Origin of the sequence: Frigoribacterium sp. CFBP 13707 (assembly GCF_014842245.1) — a bacterium.
Taxonomy (GTDB): Bacteria; Actinomycetota; Actinomycetes; order Actinomycetales; family Microbacteriaceae; genus Frigoribacterium; species Frigoribacterium endophyticum.
Genome location: NZ_JACYVL010000003.1, coordinates 201,800 through 221,832 on the forward strand (window position 1 = coordinate 201,800; position 20,033 = coordinate 221,832).

The 20,033-nt window shown below is 70.6% G+C and carries 19 protein-coding genes; 9 read left to right on the forward strand and 10 right to left on the reverse strand.

Features of this window, described 5'->3' with window-relative positions:
• Positions 1 to 22 precede the first annotated feature (22 nt).
• From IFT45_RS07915 to IFT45_RS07935, 5 genes are all read left to right on the forward strand, one after another.
• A complete protein-coding gene (locus IFT45_RS07915; RefSeq protein WP_192127596.1) occupies positions 23 to 1,438 on the forward strand; it encodes a dipeptidase in 1,416 nt (471 codons plus the stop codon).
• 108 nt (positions 1,439 to 1,546) lie between these two features.
• Positions 1,547 to 1,930 (forward strand): iron-sulfur cluster insertion protein ErpA, encoded by a 384-nt coding sequence (gene erpA, locus IFT45_RS07920; RefSeq protein WP_056055034.1) that lies wholly within the window; start codon positions 1,547 to 1,549, stop codon positions 1,928 to 1,930.
• A 281-nt stretch (positions 1,931 to 2,211) separates the two neighbouring features.
• Positions 2,212 to 3,048 (forward strand): cytochrome c oxidase subunit II, encoded by an 837-nt coding sequence (gene coxB / locus IFT45_RS07925; protein WP_192127817.1) that lies wholly within the window; start codon positions 2,212 to 2,214, stop codon positions 3,046 to 3,048.
• Positions 3,049 to 3,060: 12 nt separating this feature from the next.
• The gene (ctaD, locus tag IFT45_RS07930; RefSeq protein WP_185232737.1) at positions 3,061 to 4,803 is read left to right on the forward strand and encodes a cytochrome c oxidase subunit I; all 1,743 of its coding nucleotides are present in this window, start codon (positions 3,061 to 3,063) and stop codon (positions 4,801 to 4,803) included.
• 7 nt (positions 4,804 to 4,810) lie between these two features.
• Positions 4,811 to 5,227 carry a cytochrome c oxidase subunit 4 gene (locus IFT45_RS07935; protein WP_056055023.1) on the forward strand — a complete coding sequence of 139 codons (417 nt, stop codon included), beginning with the start codon at positions 4,811 to 4,813 and terminating at the stop codon, positions 5,225 to 5,227.
• 1,215 nt (positions 5,228 to 6,442) lie between these two features.
• Here the strand turns inward: IFT45_RS07935 and IFT45_RS07940 are convergent.
• From IFT45_RS07940 to IFT45_RS07955, 4 genes are read right to left on the reverse strand one after another with little or no spacing between them, the layout of a single operon-like run.
• Positions 6,443 to 8,146, reverse strand: coding sequence for a cytochrome bc complex cytochrome b subunit (locus tag IFT45_RS07940; RefSeq protein WP_371810911.1), 1,704 nt, complete (start codon positions 8,144 to 8,146; stop codon positions 6,443 to 6,445).
• Positions 8,143 to 9,210 carry a ubiquinol-cytochrome c reductase iron-sulfur subunit gene (locus IFT45_RS07945; RefSeq protein WP_056055016.1) on the reverse strand — a complete coding sequence of 356 codons (1,068 nt, stop codon included), beginning with the start codon at positions 9,208 to 9,210 and terminating at the stop codon, positions 8,143 to 8,145. Before IFT45_RS07945 ends, IFT45_RS07940 begins: the two co-directional genes overlap by 4 nt.
• 35 nt (positions 9,211 to 9,245) lie before the next feature.
• On the reverse strand, positions 9,246 to 10,061 hold the full coding sequence (locus tag IFT45_RS07950) for a c-type cytochrome (RefSeq protein WP_167259243.1): 816 nt from the start codon (positions 10,059 to 10,061) through the stop codon (positions 9,246 to 9,248).
• 21 nt (positions 10,062 to 10,082) lie between these two features.
• On the reverse strand, positions 10,083 to 10,727 hold the full coding sequence (locus IFT45_RS07955) for a heme-copper oxidase subunit III (RefSeq protein WP_082514370.1): 645 nt from the start codon (positions 10,725 to 10,727) through the stop codon (positions 10,083 to 10,085).
• 105 nt (positions 10,728 to 10,832) lie between these two features.
• Between IFT45_RS07955 and trpD the strand changes: the two genes are divergently transcribed.
• On the forward strand, positions 10,833 to 11,888 hold the full coding sequence (gene trpD / locus IFT45_RS07960) for an anthranilate phosphoribosyltransferase (RefSeq protein WP_192045735.1): 1,056 nt from the start codon (positions 10,833 to 10,835) through the stop codon (positions 11,886 to 11,888).
• Between the two features lie 153 nt (positions 11,889 to 12,041).
• On the opposite strand, the gene glpK is transcribed toward trpD, so the two are convergent.
• Together glpK and IFT45_RS07970 are read right to left on the reverse strand one after the other, a co-directional pair.
• A complete protein-coding gene (glpK, locus tag IFT45_RS07965; RefSeq protein ID WP_056055003.1) occupies positions 12,042 to 13,559 on the reverse strand; it encodes a glycerol kinase GlpK in 1,518 nt (505 codons plus the stop codon).
• A gap of 101 nt (positions 13,560 to 13,660) precedes the next feature.
• Complete coding sequence (locus tag IFT45_RS07970; protein ID WP_056055941.1) at positions 13,661 to 14,338, reverse strand: MIP/aquaporin family protein; 678 nt, start codon at positions 14,336 to 14,338, stop codon at positions 13,661 to 13,663.
• Between the two features lie 258 nt (positions 14,339 to 14,596).
• Here IFT45_RS07970 and dhaK point away from each other — a divergent pair, with 258 nt between their 5' ends.
• The 3 genes from dhaK to dhaM all read left to right on the forward strand — a co-directional run bounded on the left by dhaK (position 14,597) and on the right by dhaM (position 17,017).
• Positions 14,597 to 15,598: a dihydroxyacetone kinase subunit DhaK gene (dhaK, locus tag IFT45_RS07975; RefSeq protein ID WP_192127599.1), complete on the forward strand. Its 1,002-nt coding sequence runs from the start codon at positions 14,597 to 14,599 to the stop codon at positions 15,596 to 15,598.
• A 70-nt stretch (positions 15,599 to 15,668) separates the two neighbouring features.
• Positions 15,669 to 16,334: a dihydroxyacetone kinase subunit DhaL gene (gene dhaL, locus IFT45_RS07980; protein ID WP_056054997.1), complete on the forward strand. Its 666-nt coding sequence runs from the start codon at positions 15,669 to 15,671 to the stop codon at positions 16,332 to 16,334.
• 2 nt (positions 16,335 to 16,336) lie between these two features.
• A complete protein-coding gene (gene dhaM, locus IFT45_RS07985) occupies positions 16,337 to 17,017 on the forward strand; it encodes a dihydroxyacetone kinase phosphoryl donor subunit DhaM (RefSeq protein ID WP_371810912.1) in 681 nt (226 codons plus the stop codon).
• 70 nt (positions 17,018 to 17,087) lie between these two features.
• Here the strand turns inward: dhaM and IFT45_RS07990 are convergent, their stop codons facing one another.
• The 4 genes from IFT45_RS07990 to IFT45_RS08005 form a co-directional block, all read right to left on the reverse strand.
• On the reverse strand, positions 17,088 to 17,897 hold the full coding sequence (locus IFT45_RS07990; protein WP_371810913.1) for a pyrimidine reductase family protein: 810 nt from the start codon (positions 17,895 to 17,897) through the stop codon (positions 17,088 to 17,090).
• 8 nt (positions 17,898 to 17,905) lie between these two features.
• Complete coding sequence (folP, locus tag IFT45_RS07995) at positions 17,906 to 18,817, reverse strand: dihydropteroate synthase (protein WP_371741178.1); 912 nt, start codon at positions 18,815 to 18,817, stop codon at positions 17,906 to 17,908.
• Positions 18,810 to 19,397, reverse strand: coding sequence for a GTP cyclohydrolase I (gene folE, locus IFT45_RS08000; RefSeq protein WP_056054986.1), 588 nt, complete (start codon positions 19,395 to 19,397; stop codon positions 18,810 to 18,812). Before folE ends, folP begins: the two co-directional genes overlap by 8 nt.
• A gap of 93 nt (positions 19,398 to 19,490) precedes the next feature.
• A complete protein-coding gene (locus tag IFT45_RS08005; RefSeq protein WP_244637825.1) occupies positions 19,491 to 20,003 on the reverse strand; it encodes a hypothetical protein in 513 nt (170 codons plus the stop codon).
• Positions 20,004 to 20,033: the final 30 nt, after the last annotated feature.

Consider the following 20,033-nt stretch of genomic DNA (forward strand, 5'->3'; position numbering starts at 1 on the left):
TCGAGTTCCTAAGATTACCTGCATGACCGTCTCGCAGCATCCCGTCTCCCCGACCGACCCCCGCACTGTCAGCGAACTCGCGGAGGCCGTGCAGGGCGGCCTGCCCCGGACCATCGCCGACCTGAGCTCGCTCGTGCGGATCCCCTCGGTCTCGTGGGACGCCTACGACCCGTCGCACGTCGCCGCCAGCGCCGACGCCGTCGCCGAGCTCGTGCGGAGCACCGGCCTCTTCGACGAGGTCCGCGTCAGCAGTGCTCCGATCGGCGACTCCGGCACCACGGGGCAGCCCGCCGTCCTGGCCCGTCGTGCGGCGCGCGAGGGCAAGCCGACCGTCCTGCTCTACGCGCACCACGACGTCCAGCCCCAGGGCGACGACGCGGACTGGGAGACCCCTCCCTTCGAGCCCACCCTCAAGGGCGACCGGCTGTACGGGCGGGGCGCCTCCGACGACAAGGCCGGGGTCATGACCCACGTCGCCGCGCTCCGGGCCGTCCACGAGGTGCTCGGCGACGACCTCGGGGTCGGCGTCGCCCTCTTCATCGAGGGCGAGGAGGAGTTCGGCTCCCGCTCGTTCGCCGACTTCCTCCGTCAGCACCACGACGACCTCGAGGCGGACGTCATCGTCGTGGCCGACTCCGACAACTGGAGCACGACGGTCCCGGCCATCACGGTCGGCCTCCGCGGCAACGTGACCTTCCGCCTCACCGTCCGCACGCTGGCCCATGCCTCGCACTCCGGGATGCTGGGAGGCGCGGTGCCGGACGCCATGATGGCCATGGTCCGCCTCCTGGGCACGTTCCACGACGAGGTCGGCAGCGTCGCGGTCGCGGGCCTGGAGAGCCGCGACGCGGACCACCCGGAGCAGACCGAGGAGACCCTGCGCGAGGAGTCCGGCCTGCTCGACGGCGTCGCCCCGATCGGCACGGGCCCCCTCCTCAGCCGCGTCTGGTCGCAGCCCTCGATCACCGTCACCGGCATCGACGCCCCGTCGGTGGCGAACGCGTCGAACACGCTCCTGCCCGAGGTCTCCGTCCGCGTCAGCGCGCGCATCGCCCCCGGGCAGACGGCGAACTCCGCCTACGAGGCGCTCGAGGCGCACGTGCTGGCGCACGCCCCGTTCGGCGCCCACGTCGAGGTCACCGACGTCGACAAGGGCGACCCCTTCCTGGTCGACACCACCGGCTGGGCCATCGCCGACGCGACCGTGGCGATGACCGAGGGCTGGGGCGAGGCGCCGCTCCAGACCGGCATCGGCGGCTCCATCCCCTTCATCGCCGACCTCGTGCGGACCTTCCCCGCCGCGCAGATCCTCGTGACCGGCGTGGAGGACCCCGACACGCGCGCCCACAGCCCGAACGAGTCGCAGCACCTCGGCGTGCTGCACCGGGCCGTCCTCAGCGAGGCCATCCTGCTCGCGCGCCTCGACGCCCGGGGCTGAGGCCCGCCTCCCTGCTCGTCCGCCGTACGAGGAACAAAAGCGGGGGAGTGCTGCTTACACTGGTCGACGACGAGTGTCCGACACTCCCACCGCCCGAACGGAGACACCATGACCGACACCGCGACCACCGCCCCCGTCGAGACGGCCAGCACGGCCGAGGCCGCCGCCCACGGCGTGCAGCTGACCTCCACCGCGGCCGACAAGGTCCGCAGCCTCCTGATGCAGGAGGGGCGCGACGACCTGCGCCTCCGGGTCGCCGTCCAGCCCGGCGGCTGCTCGGGGCTCATCTACCAGCTGTACTTCGACGAGCGACTGCTCGAGAACGACGCGACCGTCGACTACGACGGCGTCGAGGTCGTCGTCGACAAGATGAGCGTGCCCTACCTCGACGGTGCCGCCATCGACTTCGAGGACACCATCCAGAAGCAGGGCTTCACGATCGACAACCCCAACGCCCAGGGCAGCTGCGCCTGCGGCGACAGCTTCCACTAGGTCGCTCCCGCCCGACCGGGCTGCCGGTCCGGGCCACCATCAGCACCGCGGTCCCGGGGATCGCCTCGTCAGGGGCGGTCCCCGTCGTCGTCCGTGAGCAGGGCTCCCGTCTCGATGTCGAACGAACGGCGTGCTGCGTTCGATCGACGGTGCAACCTGCGAGTAGGCTAGGGAAGTCCCGTCCTAGACTGGGAGATCCCCCTTGCTGTCGTGTCATCCGAGAGGTAACAGTGCGTTCTAACCGCCGTCTTCGTTGGGCCGCCATCCCCGTGGCCGCCGTCATGGCCCTGGTCTTGGCAGGCTGCACGACCGACCAGCTCCAGGGGTGGCTGCCCACCACCGCGGGCACCACCAACCACGTCGACAGCATCATCGGCCTCTGGGTCACGTCGTGGATCGTGCTGCTCATCGTCGGTCTCATCGTCTGGGGCCTCGTCATCTGGGCGTGCATCGCCTACCGCCGTCGGAAGGGCCAGACCGGCCTCCCGGTCCAGCTGCGCTACAACATGCCGATCGAGATCTTCTACACGGTCGTGCCCCTGATCCTCGTGCTCGGCTTCTTCGCCTTCACGGCCCGCGACCAGGCCGCCATCGAGGCGCCGACCGCCAGCCCCGACGTGAAGATCGACGTCTACGCCAAGCGCTGGGCGTGGGACTTCAACTACATCGACCAGCAGAACGACGAGGACAGCGTCTACTACCAGGGCATCCAGGCCCAGGAGCTCGGCGACGGCAACATCGACGAGAGCCAGCTGCCCGTTCTGTACCTCCCCGTCGGCAAGTCGGTCGAGATCGACCTCAACTCGCGCGACGTGGCCCACTCCTTCTGGGTCGTCGACTTCCTCTACAAGAAGGACACGATCCCCGGCAAGACGAACTACATGTACTTCACGCCGGAGAAGGAAGGCACCTTCACCGGCAAGTGCGCCGAGCTCTGCGGTGAGTACCACTCGCTGATGCTCTTCAACGTCAAGGTCGTGTCGCAGTCCGAGTACGACGACTACCTCGCGACCCTCGCGCAGCAGGGCAACACCGGCCTGCTGGGCGACCAGTACAACACCAACACCAACGAGCCGAACAACGAGGCGCCCGTCGCCGCCGGCTCCGACGAGAAGTAAGGGCACGGTTCGATGACAGCCACCGCCACGCGTCCCACCACCGGTGGGACGTCCTCAGGTCAGGACTTCGGGGCCTCCAAGGTCGGCCGCAAGGGCAACGTCGTCGTGAGCTGGCTCACGTCGACCGACCACAAGACGATCGGGTACATGTACCTGATCGCGTCGTTCCTCTTCTTCTGCCTCGGCGGCGTGATGGCGCTGATCATCCGTGCGCAGCTGTTCGCGCCGGGCCTCGAGGTCGTCGCGACGAAGGAGCAGTACAACCAGCTCTTCACCATGCACGGCACGATCATGCTGCTGATGTTCGCGACGCCCCTGTTCTCCGGCTTCGCCAACGTGCTCATGCCGCTGCAGATCGGTGCCCCCGACGTCGCCTTCCCGCGGCTCAACGGCTTCGCCTTCTGGCTCTACCTCTTCGGCTCGCTCATCGCGGTGGCCGGCTTCCTCACCCCGCAGGGCGCGGCCTCGTTCGGGTGGTTCGCGTACGCACCGCTGTCCGACACCACGTTCTCACCAGGGCTCGGCGGCAACCTGTGGGTCTTCGGCCTCGGCATGACGGGCTTCAGCACGATCCTCGGCTCGGTCAACTTCATCACGACCATCGTGACCATGCGTGCGCCCGGCATGACGATGTGGCGCATGCCGATCTTCACCTGGAACACGCTGATCACCTCGATCCTCGTGATCATGGCCTTCCCCGTCCTGGCGGCGGCCCTGTTCGGCCTCGGCTTCGACCGGGTGTTCGACGCCCAGGTCTTCAACCCGGCCAACGGCGGCGCCATCCTCTGGCAGCACCTCTTCTGGTTCTTCGGCCACCCCGAGGTCTACATCATCGCCCTGCCGTTCTTCGGCATCATCAGCGAGGTCCTGCCGGTCTTCAGCCGCAAGCCGATCTTCGGCTACAAGACCCTCGTCTACGCGACGATCTCGATCGCGGCCCTGTCCGTCACCGTGTGGGCTCACCACATGTACGTGACCGGTTCGGTGCTGCTGCCGTTCTTCTCGCTGATGACGATGCTCATCGCAGTCCCCACGGGCGTGAAGATCTTCAACTGGATCGGGACGATGTGGCGCGGTTCCGTCACCTTCGAGACCCCGATGCTCTGGGCGATCGGCTTCCTCATCACGTTCACCTTCGGTGGGCTGACGGGCGTCATCCTCGCCTCGCCCCCGCTCGACTTCCACGTCTCCGACACGTATTTCGTCGTGGCGCACTTCCACTACGTGGTGTTCGGCACCGTCGTCTTCGCGATGTTCTCCGGCTTCTACTTCTGGTGGCCGAAGTGGACGGGCAAGATGCTCAACGAGCGTCTCGGCAAGATCCACTTCTGGATGCTGTTCGTCGGCTTCCACACCACGTTCCTCATCCAGCACTGGCTCGGCGTCATGGGCATGCCCCGTCGCTACGCGACGTACCAGCCCGAGGACCACTTCACCTGGATGAACCAGCTCTCGACGATCGGCTCGATGCTGCTCGGCATCTCGATCCTGCCGTTCCTGTACAACGTGTACATCACGGCTCGTCGGGCGCCCAAGGTCGAGGTGAACGACCCCTGGGGCTACTCCCGCTCCCTCGAGTGGGCCACGTCCTGCCCGCCGCCTCGCCACAACTTCACGTCGATCCCGCGCATCCGGTCGGAGTCGCCGGCGTTCGACCTGAACCACCCCGAGGCCGGCCTCCCCGTCGGCATCGGCCCGGCGAAGGACGCCCCGGATGCCCCGACGTACGACGCTTCCAGCGACAAGGTGAAGTAGGACCCCGATGAAGACCAACGCCACGCTGTTCTGGATCCTCGCGATCTTCTTCTTCGCCCTCTGCGCCGTGTACACGGTGTGGAACATCATCGACGTCAACCGCGTCGAGTGGGCCGGCACCATGGGCATCGGCCTCGCTGGCGCCCTGGGTGTGTTCCTCGCCTTCTACATGGGTCGCTCGCACGCCGCCCAGGGCGGTGAGCTGCCCGAGGACCGTCTCGACGCCAACATCGACGACGGCGACCCCGAGCTCGGGCACTTCAGCCCGTGGTCGTGGTGGCCCATCCTGCTGGCCTTCTCGTGCGGCCTGGTCTTCCTGGCCTTGGCGGTCGGCATGTGGATCATCTACATCGGCGGTGCGCTGATCGCAGTGTCGCTGGTCGGTTGGGTCTACGAGTACTACCGCGGCAACTTCGCCCACTAGTCCCTCAGCACGACCACGCCGACGGCGCTCACCCTCTCCGGGTGGGCGCCGTCGTCGTCGTGTGCCCAGACGTTCTCAGGGTCGGCAGCGGGGGCGTGCGACAGGCTCTGAACCCCTGACCATGGGGTGGAGCCGTCTCGCCTACCGCCTGAGCCCCGTCGGTGCCCTGGTGGAGGGCACACGGTCACTGTGGCCGCTCAGGATGACCGCTGACGCCGTGTGCGGGCCCGTTGCCTGTCGACACTTCGAGCCCGACCCGCTCCTCGGGCCCCTCCATGGGTGTGCTTCTGGGCGTGCGAGGGCTGAGCGGTCCAGGGGTGCCGTTGTTGCAGGGGTGAGGAGAGTTCCCGTCATCGCGGGCGCGTCACCGTTGACCCGCCGGGAGGGACGTGGACCCGCCGAAGGGACCGGGGGGCAACACAGGACCACCCTCACGCAGATGGTCCGGCCCCGTCGACTGGGAAAGAGGGGGCTCCCCGGTCTGCCTGCGCCGACGCTGCGCCGGGCAACGCACCGGGCCGGGCCGGACCGAGCCGGTCTCGGCCCCGACCCGGCCCGGTCCGTAGGCGTCGTGGCTGCTCTCCTGGTCAGGAACGCCGGAGGGCCCGTGTTGCAGGACTGCAGGACCACGTGACCGCTGAGTCGGTGCCCACCCGGTGCACGACCGTCGCTGAATCGCGGGTGGGGCGGGTTCCCGTCATTACGGGCGCGTCAGCGTCGACCCGCCCTCAGGGACACGGACCCGCCGCGGTGACGAGGGGAAGGAACGATCCGGTGGCCGTTCTGCCGTCCGGCCCAGGGTCGAGCAGACCTCCGCAAGCCCGAGCAGGCCCGAGCAGGCTCGAGCAGGCCCGAGCAGGCCGAGCACGGCTGAGCAGGCCCGAGCAGGCCGAGCAGGGCTGAGCAGACCCGAGCAGACCCGAGCAGACCGAGCAGACCGAGCAGACCGAGCAGACCGAGCAGACCGAGCAGGCCTGGTCGTGCTGAAGGAGGCCTCGGCGGGACTGCAGAGGGCTAGGCGGGACTGGACGAGGCTCAGGCACAGACGCACAGGGGGCCCGAGCCGCGTGTTACCGGCCACGGGGCGCCCGTCGCCGGCTGCAGCAGACCCGTGGCGTTGCAGGCGTCACGGCGTCGGCATCACTGCCCGGTGGACCATGAACGACGAAGGGCCCGACTGCCGGAGCAGTCGGGCCCTTCTCGGTGGTGCAGGGATCAGTGCTGGTCGATCGACCGGCGCTCGTCACCGGAGGGGACGGCCTCGTGGTGCGAGGACTCGATCTCCGAGCGCTTCACCGGGGCGATGCGGTCCTCGAAGAAGAACGACGACACCGAGGCGCGGAGACGCTGCACGGGCGTGATCTGCCCGTTGGCGTTCGGACGGACCATGAGGGGCGCGTACTCGTTGAAGTTGAGCAGCTTCCAGCGCTCGTACTCGTCGAGCTGCTCGTGGACCTCGACGTACTCGCCACCGGGGAGGCGGACGATGCGCCCCGACTCGTAACCGTGGAGGGCGATCTCGCGGTCCTTCTTCTGGAGGGCGAGGCAGATCCTCTTCGTGATCATGAACGCGATGAACGGGCCGAGGATGAGGCAGGCCTGCACCGTGTGGATGACGTAGTTGAGGCTGAGGTGGAAGTGCGTCGCCATCAGGTCGGAGCTGGCGGCGGCCCAGAGGCTGGCGTAGACCACGATGCCGGCGGCACCGATGGCCGTGCGGGTCGGGGCGTTGCGCGGGCGGTCCAGGATGTGGTGCTCGCGCTTGTCGCCGGTGACCCAGGCCTCGAGGAACGGGTACAGCAGCACGGCCAGGATGAAGACGACCAGGACCGCGATGGGAGCCAGGATGTTCATCGAGACGGTGTAGCCGAACGCCACGAACTCCCAGCCCGGCGGCACGAGGCGCAGGGCGCCGTCCGCGAAGCCGATGTACCAGTCCGGCTGGGTGCCGGCGGAGACGGGGGAGGGGTCGTACGGGCCGTAGTTCCAGATCGGGTTGATCGTGAAGAGCGACGCGATGAGGACGAGGACACCGAAGACGATGAAGAAGAACCCACCGGCCTTCGCCGCGAAGACGGGCATGACAGGGACGCCGACGACGTTCTCGTTCGTCTTGCCGGGGCCCGCGAACTGCGTGTGCTTGTTGATGATGAGCAGCAGCAGGTGGACGCCGAGCAGGGCGATCAGGAGTGCGGGCAGCAGCATGATGTGCAGCGAGTAGAAGCGACCCACCATGTCGGTGCCGGGGAACTCGCCGCCGAAGAGGAGGTACGAGATCCAGACACCGATGACCGGGATGCCCTTGACCATGCCGTCGATGATCCGCGCTCCGTTGCCGGAGAGGAGGTCGTCGGGCAGGGAGTAGCCGGTGAAGCCCTCGGCCATGGCGAGGACCCAGAGGGTGAAGCCGACGACCCAGTTGATCTCGCGGGGCTTGCGGAACGCGCCCGTGAAGTACACGCGCAGCATGTGCAGCATGATCGAGGCCACGAAGAGCAGGGCCGCCCAGTGGTGGATCTGGCGGAACAGCAGACCACCGCGGATGTCGAACGAGATGTCGAGCGTCGACGCCATGGCGGCCGACATGTTGAGGCCCTTCAGCGGCACGTAGGAGCCGTTGTAGTTGACCTCAGCCATGGACGGCTGGAAGAAGAACGTCAGGAAGGTGCCCGACAGGAGGATCACCACGAACGAGTAGAGAGCCACCTCGCCCAGCATGAACGACCAGTGGTCGGGGAAGATCTTGCGACCGACCTCGCGGACGAGGCCCGACATGCTCGTGCGCTCGTCGATGTAGTTCGCCGTGGCGCCGAAGATCTTGTTCGTCCGGGTCGGCGCGAAGGCCGGCGCGGAGACTGTGGTGCCGTGCGACGACGGGGTCGTCGTGTCGGTACCCGGTGCAGGGGTGGTGGTGGTCACTTGGCGCGCTCCCAGAAGCTCGGGCCCACAGGTTCGTGGAAGTCGCTCTGCGCGACGAGGTACCCGTCGGCGTCCACGGCGATCGGCAGCTGCGGCAGCGGGCGCTTGGCCGGCCCGAAGATCACTTCGCAGTTGTTGGTCACGTCGAACGTCGACTGGTGGCAGGGGCAGAGCAGGTGGTGTGTCTGCTGCTCGTAGAGGGCCACGGGGCACCCCACGTGCGTGCAGATCTTGGAGTAGGCGACGATGCCGTCGTACTGCCAGTCCTCGCGTCCCTCGGGGATGTTGAGGTCCTCGGGCTTGAGACGCATGAGGAGGACTGCAGCCTTGGCTTTCTCCTCGAGCAGGTGCTCGGATTCGTTCAGGCTCTCGGGGATCACGTGGAAGACCGAGCCCAGGGTGACGTCCGAGGCCTTGATGCGAGCACCGGACGGGTCGCGGGTGAGGTGCATGCCCTCTTCCCACAACGTGTGACGGAGGACCTCGTTCGGGTCCTCAGCGGGAGCGAGGTCGCGGAACAGCACGACCGCGGGGAGCGGGGTGGCGACGAGCGCGCCGATGAGGCTGTTGCGGATCAGCGCACGGCGCCCGAAGCCGGACTCCTGGTTGCCCAGGGCGAAGACCTCGACGGCCTTCCCGCGCGTCTCGTCCGTGCCACGGGTGCTGTGACGCATCTCCGTGATCTCACGGGCGGGCATGAGGGTCTTCGACCAGTGGACGGCACCGATGCCGACGGACAGGAGCCCGAGAGCGATGCCGAGGCCGAGGAAGAGGTTGTTGAGCCTGACGGACCCCGAGTCGCCGGACGTGATCGGGAAGGCCACGTAGGCGCCGATGGCCGCGATGCTGCCGACGATCGAGAGGAAGAACCAGGTGCTGACCTGGCGCTCCGCGCGCTTCTCGGCCCGCGGGTCGATGTCGGTGACACGGTCGCGGTGCGGCGGCTCGCCCGGGTTCTCGAAGACGTCCGTCGTCAGGACGGCCGTGCCGGCCGAGACCCGTCGGGGCTCGTGCTTCTCGACAGCCGAGCCCGTCTCCGGGGCCTCGTCGTCGTGCTGTGCCATGGGTGCTGCCTTTCAGTGAAGTACGAGGAGGGCCGCTAGTTGGAGCGGGCCGTGAGCCAGATGGTCACGGCGACGATCGCTCCGAGGCCGAAGATCCAGATGAAGAGGCCCTCGGCCACCGGGCCGAGGCTGCCGAGCTCGAACCCGCCGGGCGACGGGTTCTTCTCCAGGTACTTGAGGTACGTGATGACGTCAGCCTTGTCCTGCGGGGAGAGGTTGAGGTCGTTGAAGACCGGCATGTTCTGCGGGCCGGTGAGCATGGCCTCGTAGATGTGGGCCTCGCTGACGCCCTTGAGCGAGGGCGCGTACTTGCCCTCCGTCAGGGCACCGCCGGCGCCGGCGACGTTGTGGCACATGGCGCAGTTGATGCGGAAGAGCTCGGCGCCGTTGGTGGTGTCGCCGTCCGCGGCGAGGTACTCCTCGTCGGGGATGGCGGGGCCGGGGGCCAGCGACGCGACGTAGGCCGCGAGGTCGGAGACCTGCTCGTCGGTGAACTGGACGGGCTTCTCCTCGGCCTGCGGGCCGTTGGCCGCCATCGGCATGCGACCCGTGCCGACCTGGAAGTCGACGGAGGCAGCGCCCACGCCGATCAGGCTGGGGCCGTCGCCGGTGCCGTCGGCCGACAGGCCGTGGCAGGTGGCGCAGTTGGACGCGAAGAGCTTCTGCCCCTCGTCGACGCTCTGCTGCGAGGCCGCTGCGGGGGCGGACTCCTCAGCGGTGGCGGTGGAGGAGAACAGCGCGTAGGCGCCGCCGGTCGTGAGCAGGCCCACGAGGAGGAGCGACGCCGTGGCGACGGGGCTGCGGCGGCCGGTCTTGGCGGTGCGTCGCGAGGAGGAGCTTCTGGTGAACATGCTGTGCGAACTTTCCGATGCCTATTTGAGGACGTAGACGACCATGAAGAGGCCGATCCACACCACGTCGACGAAGTGCCAGTAGTACGAGACCACGATGGCGGTCGTGGCCTCCTTGTGACCGAAGTTCTTGGCCGCGAACGCGCGACCGATGGTCAGGAGGAAGGCGATCAGCCCGCCGATGACATGGGCACCGTGGAACCCGGTCGTCATGTAGAACGCGGAGCCGTAGGCGCTCGAGCTGAGCGTCACGTGCTCGGAGATGAGGTGCGCGTACTCGAAGACCTGGAGGCAGATGAAGACCGCGCCCATGGAGTACGTCAGGAAGAACCACTCGACCATGCCCCAGCTGCCGACCTGGAAGAGGCGACCGGTGCGCCTGGCCTGCATGCGCTCGGCGGCGAAGACGCCGAACTGGCACGTGACCGACGAGAGCACCAGGGTGATGGTGTTCGTGAGCGCGAACGGGACGTCGAGCTTGGCCGTCTCGGCGGCCCAGAGACCGGGAGACGTGCTGCGCAGCGTGAAGTAGATCGCGAACAGGCCGGCGAAGAACATGACCTCGCTGCCGAGCCACACGATGGTGCCCACGGCGACCGTGCTCGGGCGGTTGACGACCGGCGCGCTGGAAGGCCTGGAGAGAGAGGTACTTGTCACGCCGTCCATTATGCCTGGTAAGTCGCCCTGGGTTTGCGCAGGAAACTCCGCGCCGGGAATTTCTGTTGACGACGAGCTACTTGGCGTGCTCCGGCCCGACGCTAGCCTGGGCACATGACCCACGAGCTCGCCTGGCCTGCCCTCATCGACGCCCTCCTGGCGCGTCGTGACCTCTCGATCACCGAGGCCACGTGGGCCATGGAGCAGGTCATGACGGGGGAGGCGACGCCGGCTCAGCTGGCGGCCTTCCTCGTGGCCCTACGGGCCAAGGGCGAGACCGTCGACGAGATCGTCGGGTTCCGTGACGCCGTCCTCGCGCACGCCGTGCCGCTGCCCGTGCCGTCCATGGCCGTCGACATCGTGGGCACCGGCGGCGACCGCTTCGGGACGGTCAACGTCTCGACGATGGCGTCGATCGTCGTCGCCGCGACGGGCGTGCCCGTCATCAAGCACGGCAACCGCGCCGCCAGCTCGTCGTCGGGGTCGTCGGACGTGCTGGCGGCGCTCGGCATCGACCTCACGCTGGGCGCGGAGCGCGTCGCGGAGGTGCTCGCCGACGCCGGGCTCACCTTCGCCTTCGCGGCGGCCTTCCACCCCGGCTTCGGGAACGCGGCGGCGGTCCGGCGCGAGATCGGCGTGCCGACCGTCTTCAACTTCCTCGGCCCGCTCGTCAACCCCGCCCGGCCCGAGGCCAGCGCCGTGGGGGTGGCCCAGCTCGACAAGGTGCCCCTGATCGTCGGCGTGTTCCAGACCCGAGGCGCGACCGCTCTCGTGTTCCGCGGCGACGACGGCCTGGACGAGCTGACCACGACCGGCCACAGCCACATCTGGGAGATCTCGACCGGATCGGTCACCGAGCACGACCTCGACCCCCTCGACCTCGGCATCCCGCGGGCCCGCATCGCGGACCTCGTCGGGGGGGACGCCGAGCACAACGCGGCGATCGCCCGACGCGTCCTCGCGGGGGAGACCGGGCCTGTCCGCGACATCGTCCTGCTCAACGCCGCGGCCGGCCTCGTCAGCTACCGGCTGGCGGCCGACCAGTCGGAACGCGACCGTCCGATCGTCGCCCGCTTCCGTGAGCAGCTGGCCGTGGCCCGCGCGGCGATCGACGGCGGCGCCGCCGCCGCCAAGCTCGACGAGTGGGTCGCAGCGACCCGACGGTCCTGACCCCCGGGTCCTGACCGGACCGTCTCGACCCGCCGAGCGCCGGGGTCGACGCCCCCGAGTACGGAAGAAGGGCCCGTTCCGAGGAACGGGCCCTTCTCCCTGCCGTCGACGCGTCAGCGCCGTGTCGTCAGCACCGTGTCGTCAGCACCGACGTCAGTTGACGTCCTCGTCGACCCAGTCGAAGGTCTTCGTGACGGCCTTCTTCCAGAGGCGGAGCGTGCGGTCGCGCTCGTCGGACTCGATGGCAGGAGTCCAGCGCTTGTCCTCCTGCCAGTTCGAGCGCAGGTCGTCGAGCGTCTCCCAGAAACCGACCGCGAGGCCCGCGGCGTACGCGGCGCCGAGGGCGGTGGTCTCGGCGACGACCGGACGCACCACGGGCACGTTCAGGATGTCGGCCTGGAACTGCATCAGGGCGTCGTTGCCGGTCATGCCGCCGTCGACCTTGAGCTCCGTGAGGTCGACGCCCGAGTCGGCGTTGACCGCGTCGAGCACCTCGCGGGTCTGGAAGGCGGTCGCCTCGAGCGCAGCACGGGCGATGTGGCCCTTGTTGACGTAGCGCGTGAGGCCGACGAGGGCACCACGGGCGTCCGAGCGCCAGTACGGGGCGAACAGGCCCGAGAACGCGGGCACGAAGTAGACGCCGCCGTTGTCGTCGACCGTCTTGGCGAGCTCCTCGACCTCGGGGGCCGAGCCGATGATGCCGAGGTTGTCGCGCAGCCACTGGATCAGCGAGCCGGTGACAGCGATGGAACCTTCGAGCGCGTAGTGCGGAGCCGCGTCGCCGAGCTTGTAGCCCAGCGTCGTGAGCAGCCCGTTCTTCGAGTGGACGATCTCCTCGCCCGTGTTGAAGATGAGGAAGTTGCCCGTGCCGTAGGTGTTCTTCGACTCGCCCTGGTCGAACGCCGCCTGGCCGAAGGTCGCGGCCTGCTGGTCGCCCAGGATGCCGGCGATCGGGACCTCGCGGAGGAGGCTGGAGGCCTCGACGGTGCCGTAGACCTCGGACGAGCTCTTGATCTCGGGGAGCATCGAGCGGGGGACGTCGAAGGCCTCGAGGATGTCGTCGCGCCACTCGAGCGTCTCGAGGTCCATGAACAGGGTGCGCGAGGCGTTGGTGACGTCGGTGACGTGCACGCCTCCGTCGGTGCCGCCGGTCAGGTTCCAGAGGACCCAGGTGTCGGTCGTGCCGAAGAGCAGGTCGCCGGCCTCGGCCTTCTCGCGGGCGCCCTCGACGTTCTCGAGGATCCAGACGACCTTGGTGCCCGAGAAGTAGGTCGCGAGCGGCAGGCCGACGATCGGCTTGAACCGCTCGACGCCGCCGTCCGCCGCGAGGCGGTCGACGATCGACTGGGTGCGGGTGTCCTGCCAGACGATGGCGTTGTAGACGGCCTTGCCGGTGGTCTTGTCCCACACGACGGCGGTCTCACGCTGGTTGGTGATGCCCACGGCCTTGATGTTGTGGCGCGTGATGTCGGCGCGTGACAGGGCCTGGCCGATGACCTCGCGGACGTTCTCCCAGATCTCGGCGGGGTCGTGCTCGACCCACCCGGCGCGCGGGAAGATCTGCTCGTGCTCCTTCTGGCCGGTGGCCACGATCGACCCGGAGTGGTCGAAGATGATGGCGCGGGTGCTGGTGGTGCCCTGGTCGATCGCCAGGATGTAGTCGTCGCTCACGGGTGGTTCTCCTTCGTCGTTGATGGTGTCGACCACGGCACGGCGGGTGCGCCTCGGGTGGGCACGGCCGTGCCGCGGTCAGCGGTGAGTCGGTGTGGGGGTCAGGCGGCCAGGGGCAGCAGCGCGCCCGAGACCACGGCGGCGAGGGCGCCGCCGACCAGGGGGCCGACCACGGGGACCCAGGCGTACGACCAGTCGCTCGAGCCCTTGCCCTTGATGGGCAGGAAGGCGTGGGCGATGCGCGGGCCGAGGTCACGGGCCGGGTTGATGGCGTAGCCGGTCGGGCCGCCTAGGGAGGCGCCGATCGCGATCACGAGGAAGGCGACGGGGATGGCGCCCAGCTCGGCCGGGGTGCCGCCGTTCGTGAAGCCGATGACCACGAACACGAAGGCGAACGTCGCGATGATCTCGGTGACGAGGTTCCAGCCGTAGTTGCGGATGGCCGGGCCGGTGGAGAAGACGCCGAGCTTGGCCGCGGGGTCGGGCTCCTCGTCGAAGTGGTTCTTGTACACGAGCCACACGAGGACGGCACCGATGACGGCTCCGATCATCTGGGCGGCCAGGTACACGAGGAACGCGACGAAGTCGATGTTGCCGAGGATCAGCTGCGCGAGGCTGACGGCCGGGTTGAGGGCCGCGCCGGAGGAGTACGACACCGTGACCGCGGCGAAGACCGCGAGCCCCCAGCCGAAGTTGACCATCAGCGTCCCGCCGTTGAAGCCCTTCGACTTCGTGAGGGCCACGTTGGCGACGACGCCGCCACCGAGCAGGATGAGCATGGCCGTGCCCACCACTTCAGAGAGAAAAATCAGTCCCAGGTCCACGTCGACCTTCCTTAGTCGTCGGGCGGGGTGCGACTGTGCACCACCGCGGTGAGCGTGTGGCCTCACCATAGACCCGGGCAACCCTCAGGAAGGTAGCCGAATCACCCGAGATGAACATATGTGCACGGAGCAGGTGCGCACGGCTCGGGGGGTAGCTTCTGACCAGGACGGTGCGAGCCTGCGCACCGCCGCCCGTTCCAGGGAGGAACTTCGATGAAGAAGCTCATCAACGATCCGAAGGACGTCGTCGAGGAGGCGGTGGCCGGCATGGGCCTCGCCCACCCGGGGCTCCTGCGGGTGTCTCACGACCCGACCTTCGTGACCCGCGCCTCCGGCCCGGTCAGCGGCAAGGTCGCGATCGTCAGCGGGGGAGGGAGCGGCCACGAGCCGCTGCACGCCGGCTTCGTCGGCCCGGGCATGCTGAGCGCCGCGGTGCCCGGCCCCGTCTTCACGTCGCCCACGCCCGACCCGGTCGTCGCGGCCACGCAGGCCGTCGACGGGGGAGCCGGCGTCCTCTACATCGTGAAGAACTACACCGGCGACGTCCTGAACTTCGAGACGGCCGCCGACCTCGCCGGGGCAGAGGGCGTCACCGTGGAGACGGTCGTCGTCGACGACGACGTCGCGGTCAAGGACTCCACCTACACGGCCGGCCGTCGCGGCGTCGCCGGAACGGTCGTCGTCGAGAAGACCGCCGGCGCGGCCGCCGAGCGCGGCGACAGCCTCGAGCAGGTCGCCGAGATCGCCCGCCGGACGAACGCCGCCACCCGCACGATGGGCGTCGCGCTCACCGCCGGCGTGGTGCCGCACGCGGGGGAGCCCAGCTTCACCCTCGCCGACGACGAGGTCGAGATCGGCATCGGCATCCACGGCGAACCCGGTCGCGAGCGCGTGCCGCTCGAGCCCGTCGACCGCATCGTCGACCGCCTGCTCGGCGCCGTCCTCGACGACCTGGGCACCGCCTCCGGCGACCGCGTCCTGCTGTTCGTCAACGGCATGGGCGGCACCCCGCTCGTCGAGCTCTACGTCGCCTTCCGCCGGGCGGCCGAGCTGCTCGCCGAGCGCGGCGTCGAGGTCGCCCGCACGCTCGTCGGCGACTACGTCACCTCGCTCGAGATGCAGGGCATGTCGATCACCGTGACCCGTCTCGACGACGAGCTGACCGAGCTCTGGGACGCTCCGGTCGAGACGGCCGCCCTCCGGTGGGGCCGGTGAGCCCGCTGCTCCGCCCCGCCGCCCCCCGCACCGCCGACCCCCGCACCGCACCCCCACGAGGAGGAGACGCATGACACTCGACGCGACCTGGACCCGCGCCTTCATCGAACGGACGGCCGACGTGGTGCGCGAGCAGCGCGCCGCGCTGGTCGAGCTGGACCGCGAGATCGGCGACGGCGACCACGGCGAGAACCTGGAGCGCGGCTTCTCGGCCGTGCGGGCCAAGCTCGGCCAGCAGCCGGAGGACGCCACGCCCGGCCAGCTGCTGAAGATGGTCGCCACGACCCTCATCTCCACCGTCGGGGGAGCCTCCGGCCCGCTGCTCGGCACGGCGTACCTCAAGGGGGCCGCGGCCCTCGGCGACGCGACCGAGCTCGACTCCGCGGCGGTCGTGGCCTTCCTCACGGCGGCACGGGACGGCGTCGTGCTGCGCGGCAAGGCCGAGGTGGGCGACAAGACGATGATCGACGCGTGGACGCCGGCCGTCGAGGCCGCCGGCCTCGCGGCGGGCGACGGGGCCGAGCCGGCCGCCGTGCTGCGTGCCGCCGCCGACGCCGCCGCGGAGGGCGCAGCGTCGACCGAGCCTCTCGTCGCCCGCAAGGGCCGGGCCAGCTACCTCGGCGAGCGGGCGGTGGGGCACCGCGACCCGGGGGCGCAGTCGTCGTCGCTCATCCTCGCCGCGGCCGCCGAGGCCGCCGCGACCCCCGCCGCCGCCGCGACCACCGGGGAGGCGTGACCGTGGCCGGCGTGGGCGTCGTCGTCGTCTCGCACAGCGCGGCGATCGCCGAGGGCACCGTCGAGCTCGCTCGCCAGATGGCGCCGACCACGACCCTCGTGGCCGCGGGCGGCACCGACGAGGGCGGCCTCGGCACGAGCTTCGACAAGATCTCCGCGGCGCTCTCGGCCGCCGACACGGGCCAGGGCGTCGTGGTGCTCTGCGACCTGGGCTCGGCGATCCTCACCACCGAGACCGCCGTCGACTTCCTCGACGACGACGAGGCCGCGCGGGTCGTGCTGGCCGACGCGCCCGTCGTCGAGGGCACCGTCGCCGCGGCCGTCTCGGCGGAGACCGGCGGCACGCTGCAGGAGGTCGCCGCGGCTGCCCGCACCGCCTCCGGGGTCGCCGACCCGCACCGGGACGAACGCGAGCTCCGCGGCGGCGACGCGGTCGAGCGCTCGGTCGTCCTCGTCAACGAGTCGGGGCTGCACGCCCGGCCGGCCGCCGACCTCGTCACGCACGCGTCGCGCTTCCAGGCCGACGTCACGGTGAACGGCGTCGACGCGAAGAGCCTCCTGCGCATCATGGGCCTCGGTCTCGGCAAGGGCTCGACGGTGGCGATCATGGCCACCGGCCCCGACGCGGCCCAGGCCGTCGACGACCTCGTGGCCCTGGTCGAGGGCGGCTTCGGCGAGGGCTGACCCGACCCGACGTCGCCACGCCACCACGACGGTGGCGCCGACGACGACGCCGACAGCGGGCGTCCCGGGCTCAGGCCCGGGGCGCCCGCCGTCGCACGTGGCGGGTGAGCAGGAGGTCGCCCGCGACGAGCACGTGCGCCAGCTCGAGCTCGCGGAGGTCGCCGGCGACCCCGGTCGTCGAGCGGGCGATGCGGGGGCCGACGCCGCCCTCCAGGGTCGGCGAGTGCGTGAGGAAGAGCTCGTCGACCTCGTCCGCGGCGACGAGGTCGCCGAAGAGGGTCGGCCCGCCCTCGCAGTGCAGCTGCCGGAGGCCCCGGGCGACCAGGGCCTCGCGCAGGAGACGCGGGTCGACGCGGTCGGGGCCGCACGCGACGACGTCGGCGACGCCTGCGAGGGCCCTCCGCGCCTCCGGGTCCGCCTGGTCGGTGGTGAGCACGACCGGGCGCACCGGCGCGTCGCGGAGGACGGGGCTGCCGGGGTCGAGCCGGAGCGTCGCGGAGACCAGCGCGAAGACGGGGTGGTCGGGCAGCCCGCGCCCGCGCCGCCACGCGACGGAGGCGTCGTCGAGGCGCATCGGGCCGTAGCCCTCGTCGCGCACCGTGCCCGCCCCGACCACCACGACGTCCGAGACGCGGCGCAGCAGGTCGAAGACCCTCTTGTCGGCCGGCCCGCCGAGGCTGCCCGAGAGGCCGTCCGCCGTGGACGAGCCGTCGAGCGTCGAGACGAAGTTCACGCGGAGGCGCGGCTCGTCGCGGTCGCCGGGGTCGATCATCGCCAGCAGCTGGTCGTCGTCGAGGTCGACGCCGGTCGGGTCGGGCGGCAGCAGGCGGCGGAGGGCGGCCGGGTCGGCGACCGGGTCGCGGGCGGGCTGGTCGGGCACGGGGGCTCCTAGACGTCGTGTCGGGCGAGCAGCGGGGCCCGCCACCCCAGGATGCCCTCGAGCATGCGGACGGCGTCCACCGCCGAGGGCACGTCGTGCATCCGCACGACGCGCGCGCCGAGCAGCACGCACGCGGTCGCCGCCGCCAGCGTGCCGGCCAGCCGGTCGGGCTTCTCGCGGTCGAGCATCTCGCCGATGAAGTCCTTGTTCGAGACGGCGGCCAGCACGGGGAAGCCGAGGGCCGCGACCTCGCCGAGGCGCCGGGTCAGCTCGAGGGTGTGCACGGTGGCCTTGTTGAGGTCGTGGCCGGGGTCGACGACGATCCTCTCCTCGGGCACCCCCCGGGCCAGCGCGAGGTCGACGCGCCGGGACAGGAGGTCGACGACCTCGCGCGCGACGTCGTCGTAGCGGGGGTGCGGCCACGCGGTGCGCGGCGGGGCGAGGCTGTGGGTCACCACGAGGGTCGCCTCGCTGTCGGCGACGACGTCGGCGAGACGCGGGTCGTGCAGGGCGGTCGTGTCGTTGACGACCGACGCACCGGCGCGGATCGCCGCGGCCGCGACCTCGGGGCGGAAGGTGTCGACCGACACGACCACGTCCGACTCGGCGACCAGCGCCTCCACCACCGGCAGGACGCGGTCGATCTCGTCGGCCGCCGAGAGCTCGGGCCCCGGCTTGAAGGGCACGCCCCCGACGTCGACCCAGTCGGCGCCCTGCCCCGCGGCGGCCACGGCGGCCGCGACCGCGCTGTCGAGGGCGAAGGTGCGCCCCTGGTCGAAGAACGAGTCGGGCGTCCGGTTGACGATCGCCATCACCGCGACCTGACGCGAGAAGTCGAACGTGCGACGGCCGATGCGGCGCACGGGCACCCGCAGCGGCACGGTGCCCAGCGCGGCCGGCCGCGGTGCCGGGTCAGCCACGGGGCGCCCCGATCAGCGCCATCGCCTCGGTGCGGGCGGCCGCGTCGCCGAGGCTGCCGCGGCTCGCCAGCGTCACGGTCGAGCTCTGCGTCTGACGCGGGCCCCGCGTCGTCACGCAGCCGTGGACAGCCTCGAGCACGACGAGCACGCCCGTGGGGGAGAGCCCCTCGTCGAAGGCGTCGGCGATCTCCTCGCCCAGCTTCTCCTGCAGCTGCGGCCGCGAGGCGAGGGCGTCGACGACGCGGGGCACGCTGCCGAGGCCGACGATCGAGGCGCCGGGGACGTACGCGACGTGGGCCACGCCGAGGAACGGCAGCAGGTGGTGCTCACAGACCGAGCGGAACTGCACGTCGCGCACGACGACCACCTCGCCGAGCTGGCCCGGCTCGGCCGGCACCGAGGAGGCACGGACGAGCTCGGTCGCGTCCGTCCCCGTCCCCGAGAAGAACTCCGCGTACGCCTCCGCGACGCGCCGGGGCGTGTCGTGGAGGCCCGGGCGCCCCGGGTCGTCGCCCACGGCCGCGAGGATCTCGAGCACGGCGGCCTCGATGCGGGGCCGGTCGACGGGGGAGTGGCTCATGCAGCCAGTGTCGCAGGCCCCCGGCCGGACGTCAGCCGGGCGTCCCCGGCCTCGACCGACGGGGCGGCCGGGGGCGGTCGACCGGCGGGGCGGTCAGCCGTCGGAGCCCGGGCGCGACTCGTGGTGGCGTCGGCCGTGGCTGCGCCGCGCCTCCTTCATCTCGGACTCGAAGAGGTGACGGCGCCCGCCGACGAGGTCCTCGCGGACGGCCGCCTCGCCCGCCCGGAGGGCGCTCCAGTAGCCGGCGTCGTAGTCCTCGACGAGCTGGAAGGTCCAGCGGCCCTTGACGACGTTGCGGCCCACCACGTCGCGCTCCAGCCGGTCGGCGTGCTCGTGGTGCCCCGCCTCGCGGAGGAGGTCCACGGCCTCGCCGAGCGCCAGGTCGGCGGTGCCGGTCAGCCGGTGGAAGCCGTAGAGCAGGCCCCGGGCGTGCTCCACGGCCTCGAGGGCCTCCGACAGCTTGCCGAGGGCCTCGACGGTGGCGTCGTCGACGCTGGCCGGGCGGACGTGCGCGTCGTCCGGTCCGTCGTCGGGCACGGGCGCGGGGGAGTCGCGGGTCGTCGCGTCGGGGGAGCCGGGGGTCACGGGGGCGGTCTCGTCGTCCATGACCCGACCCAACCACCGGGGCGGCGGGTA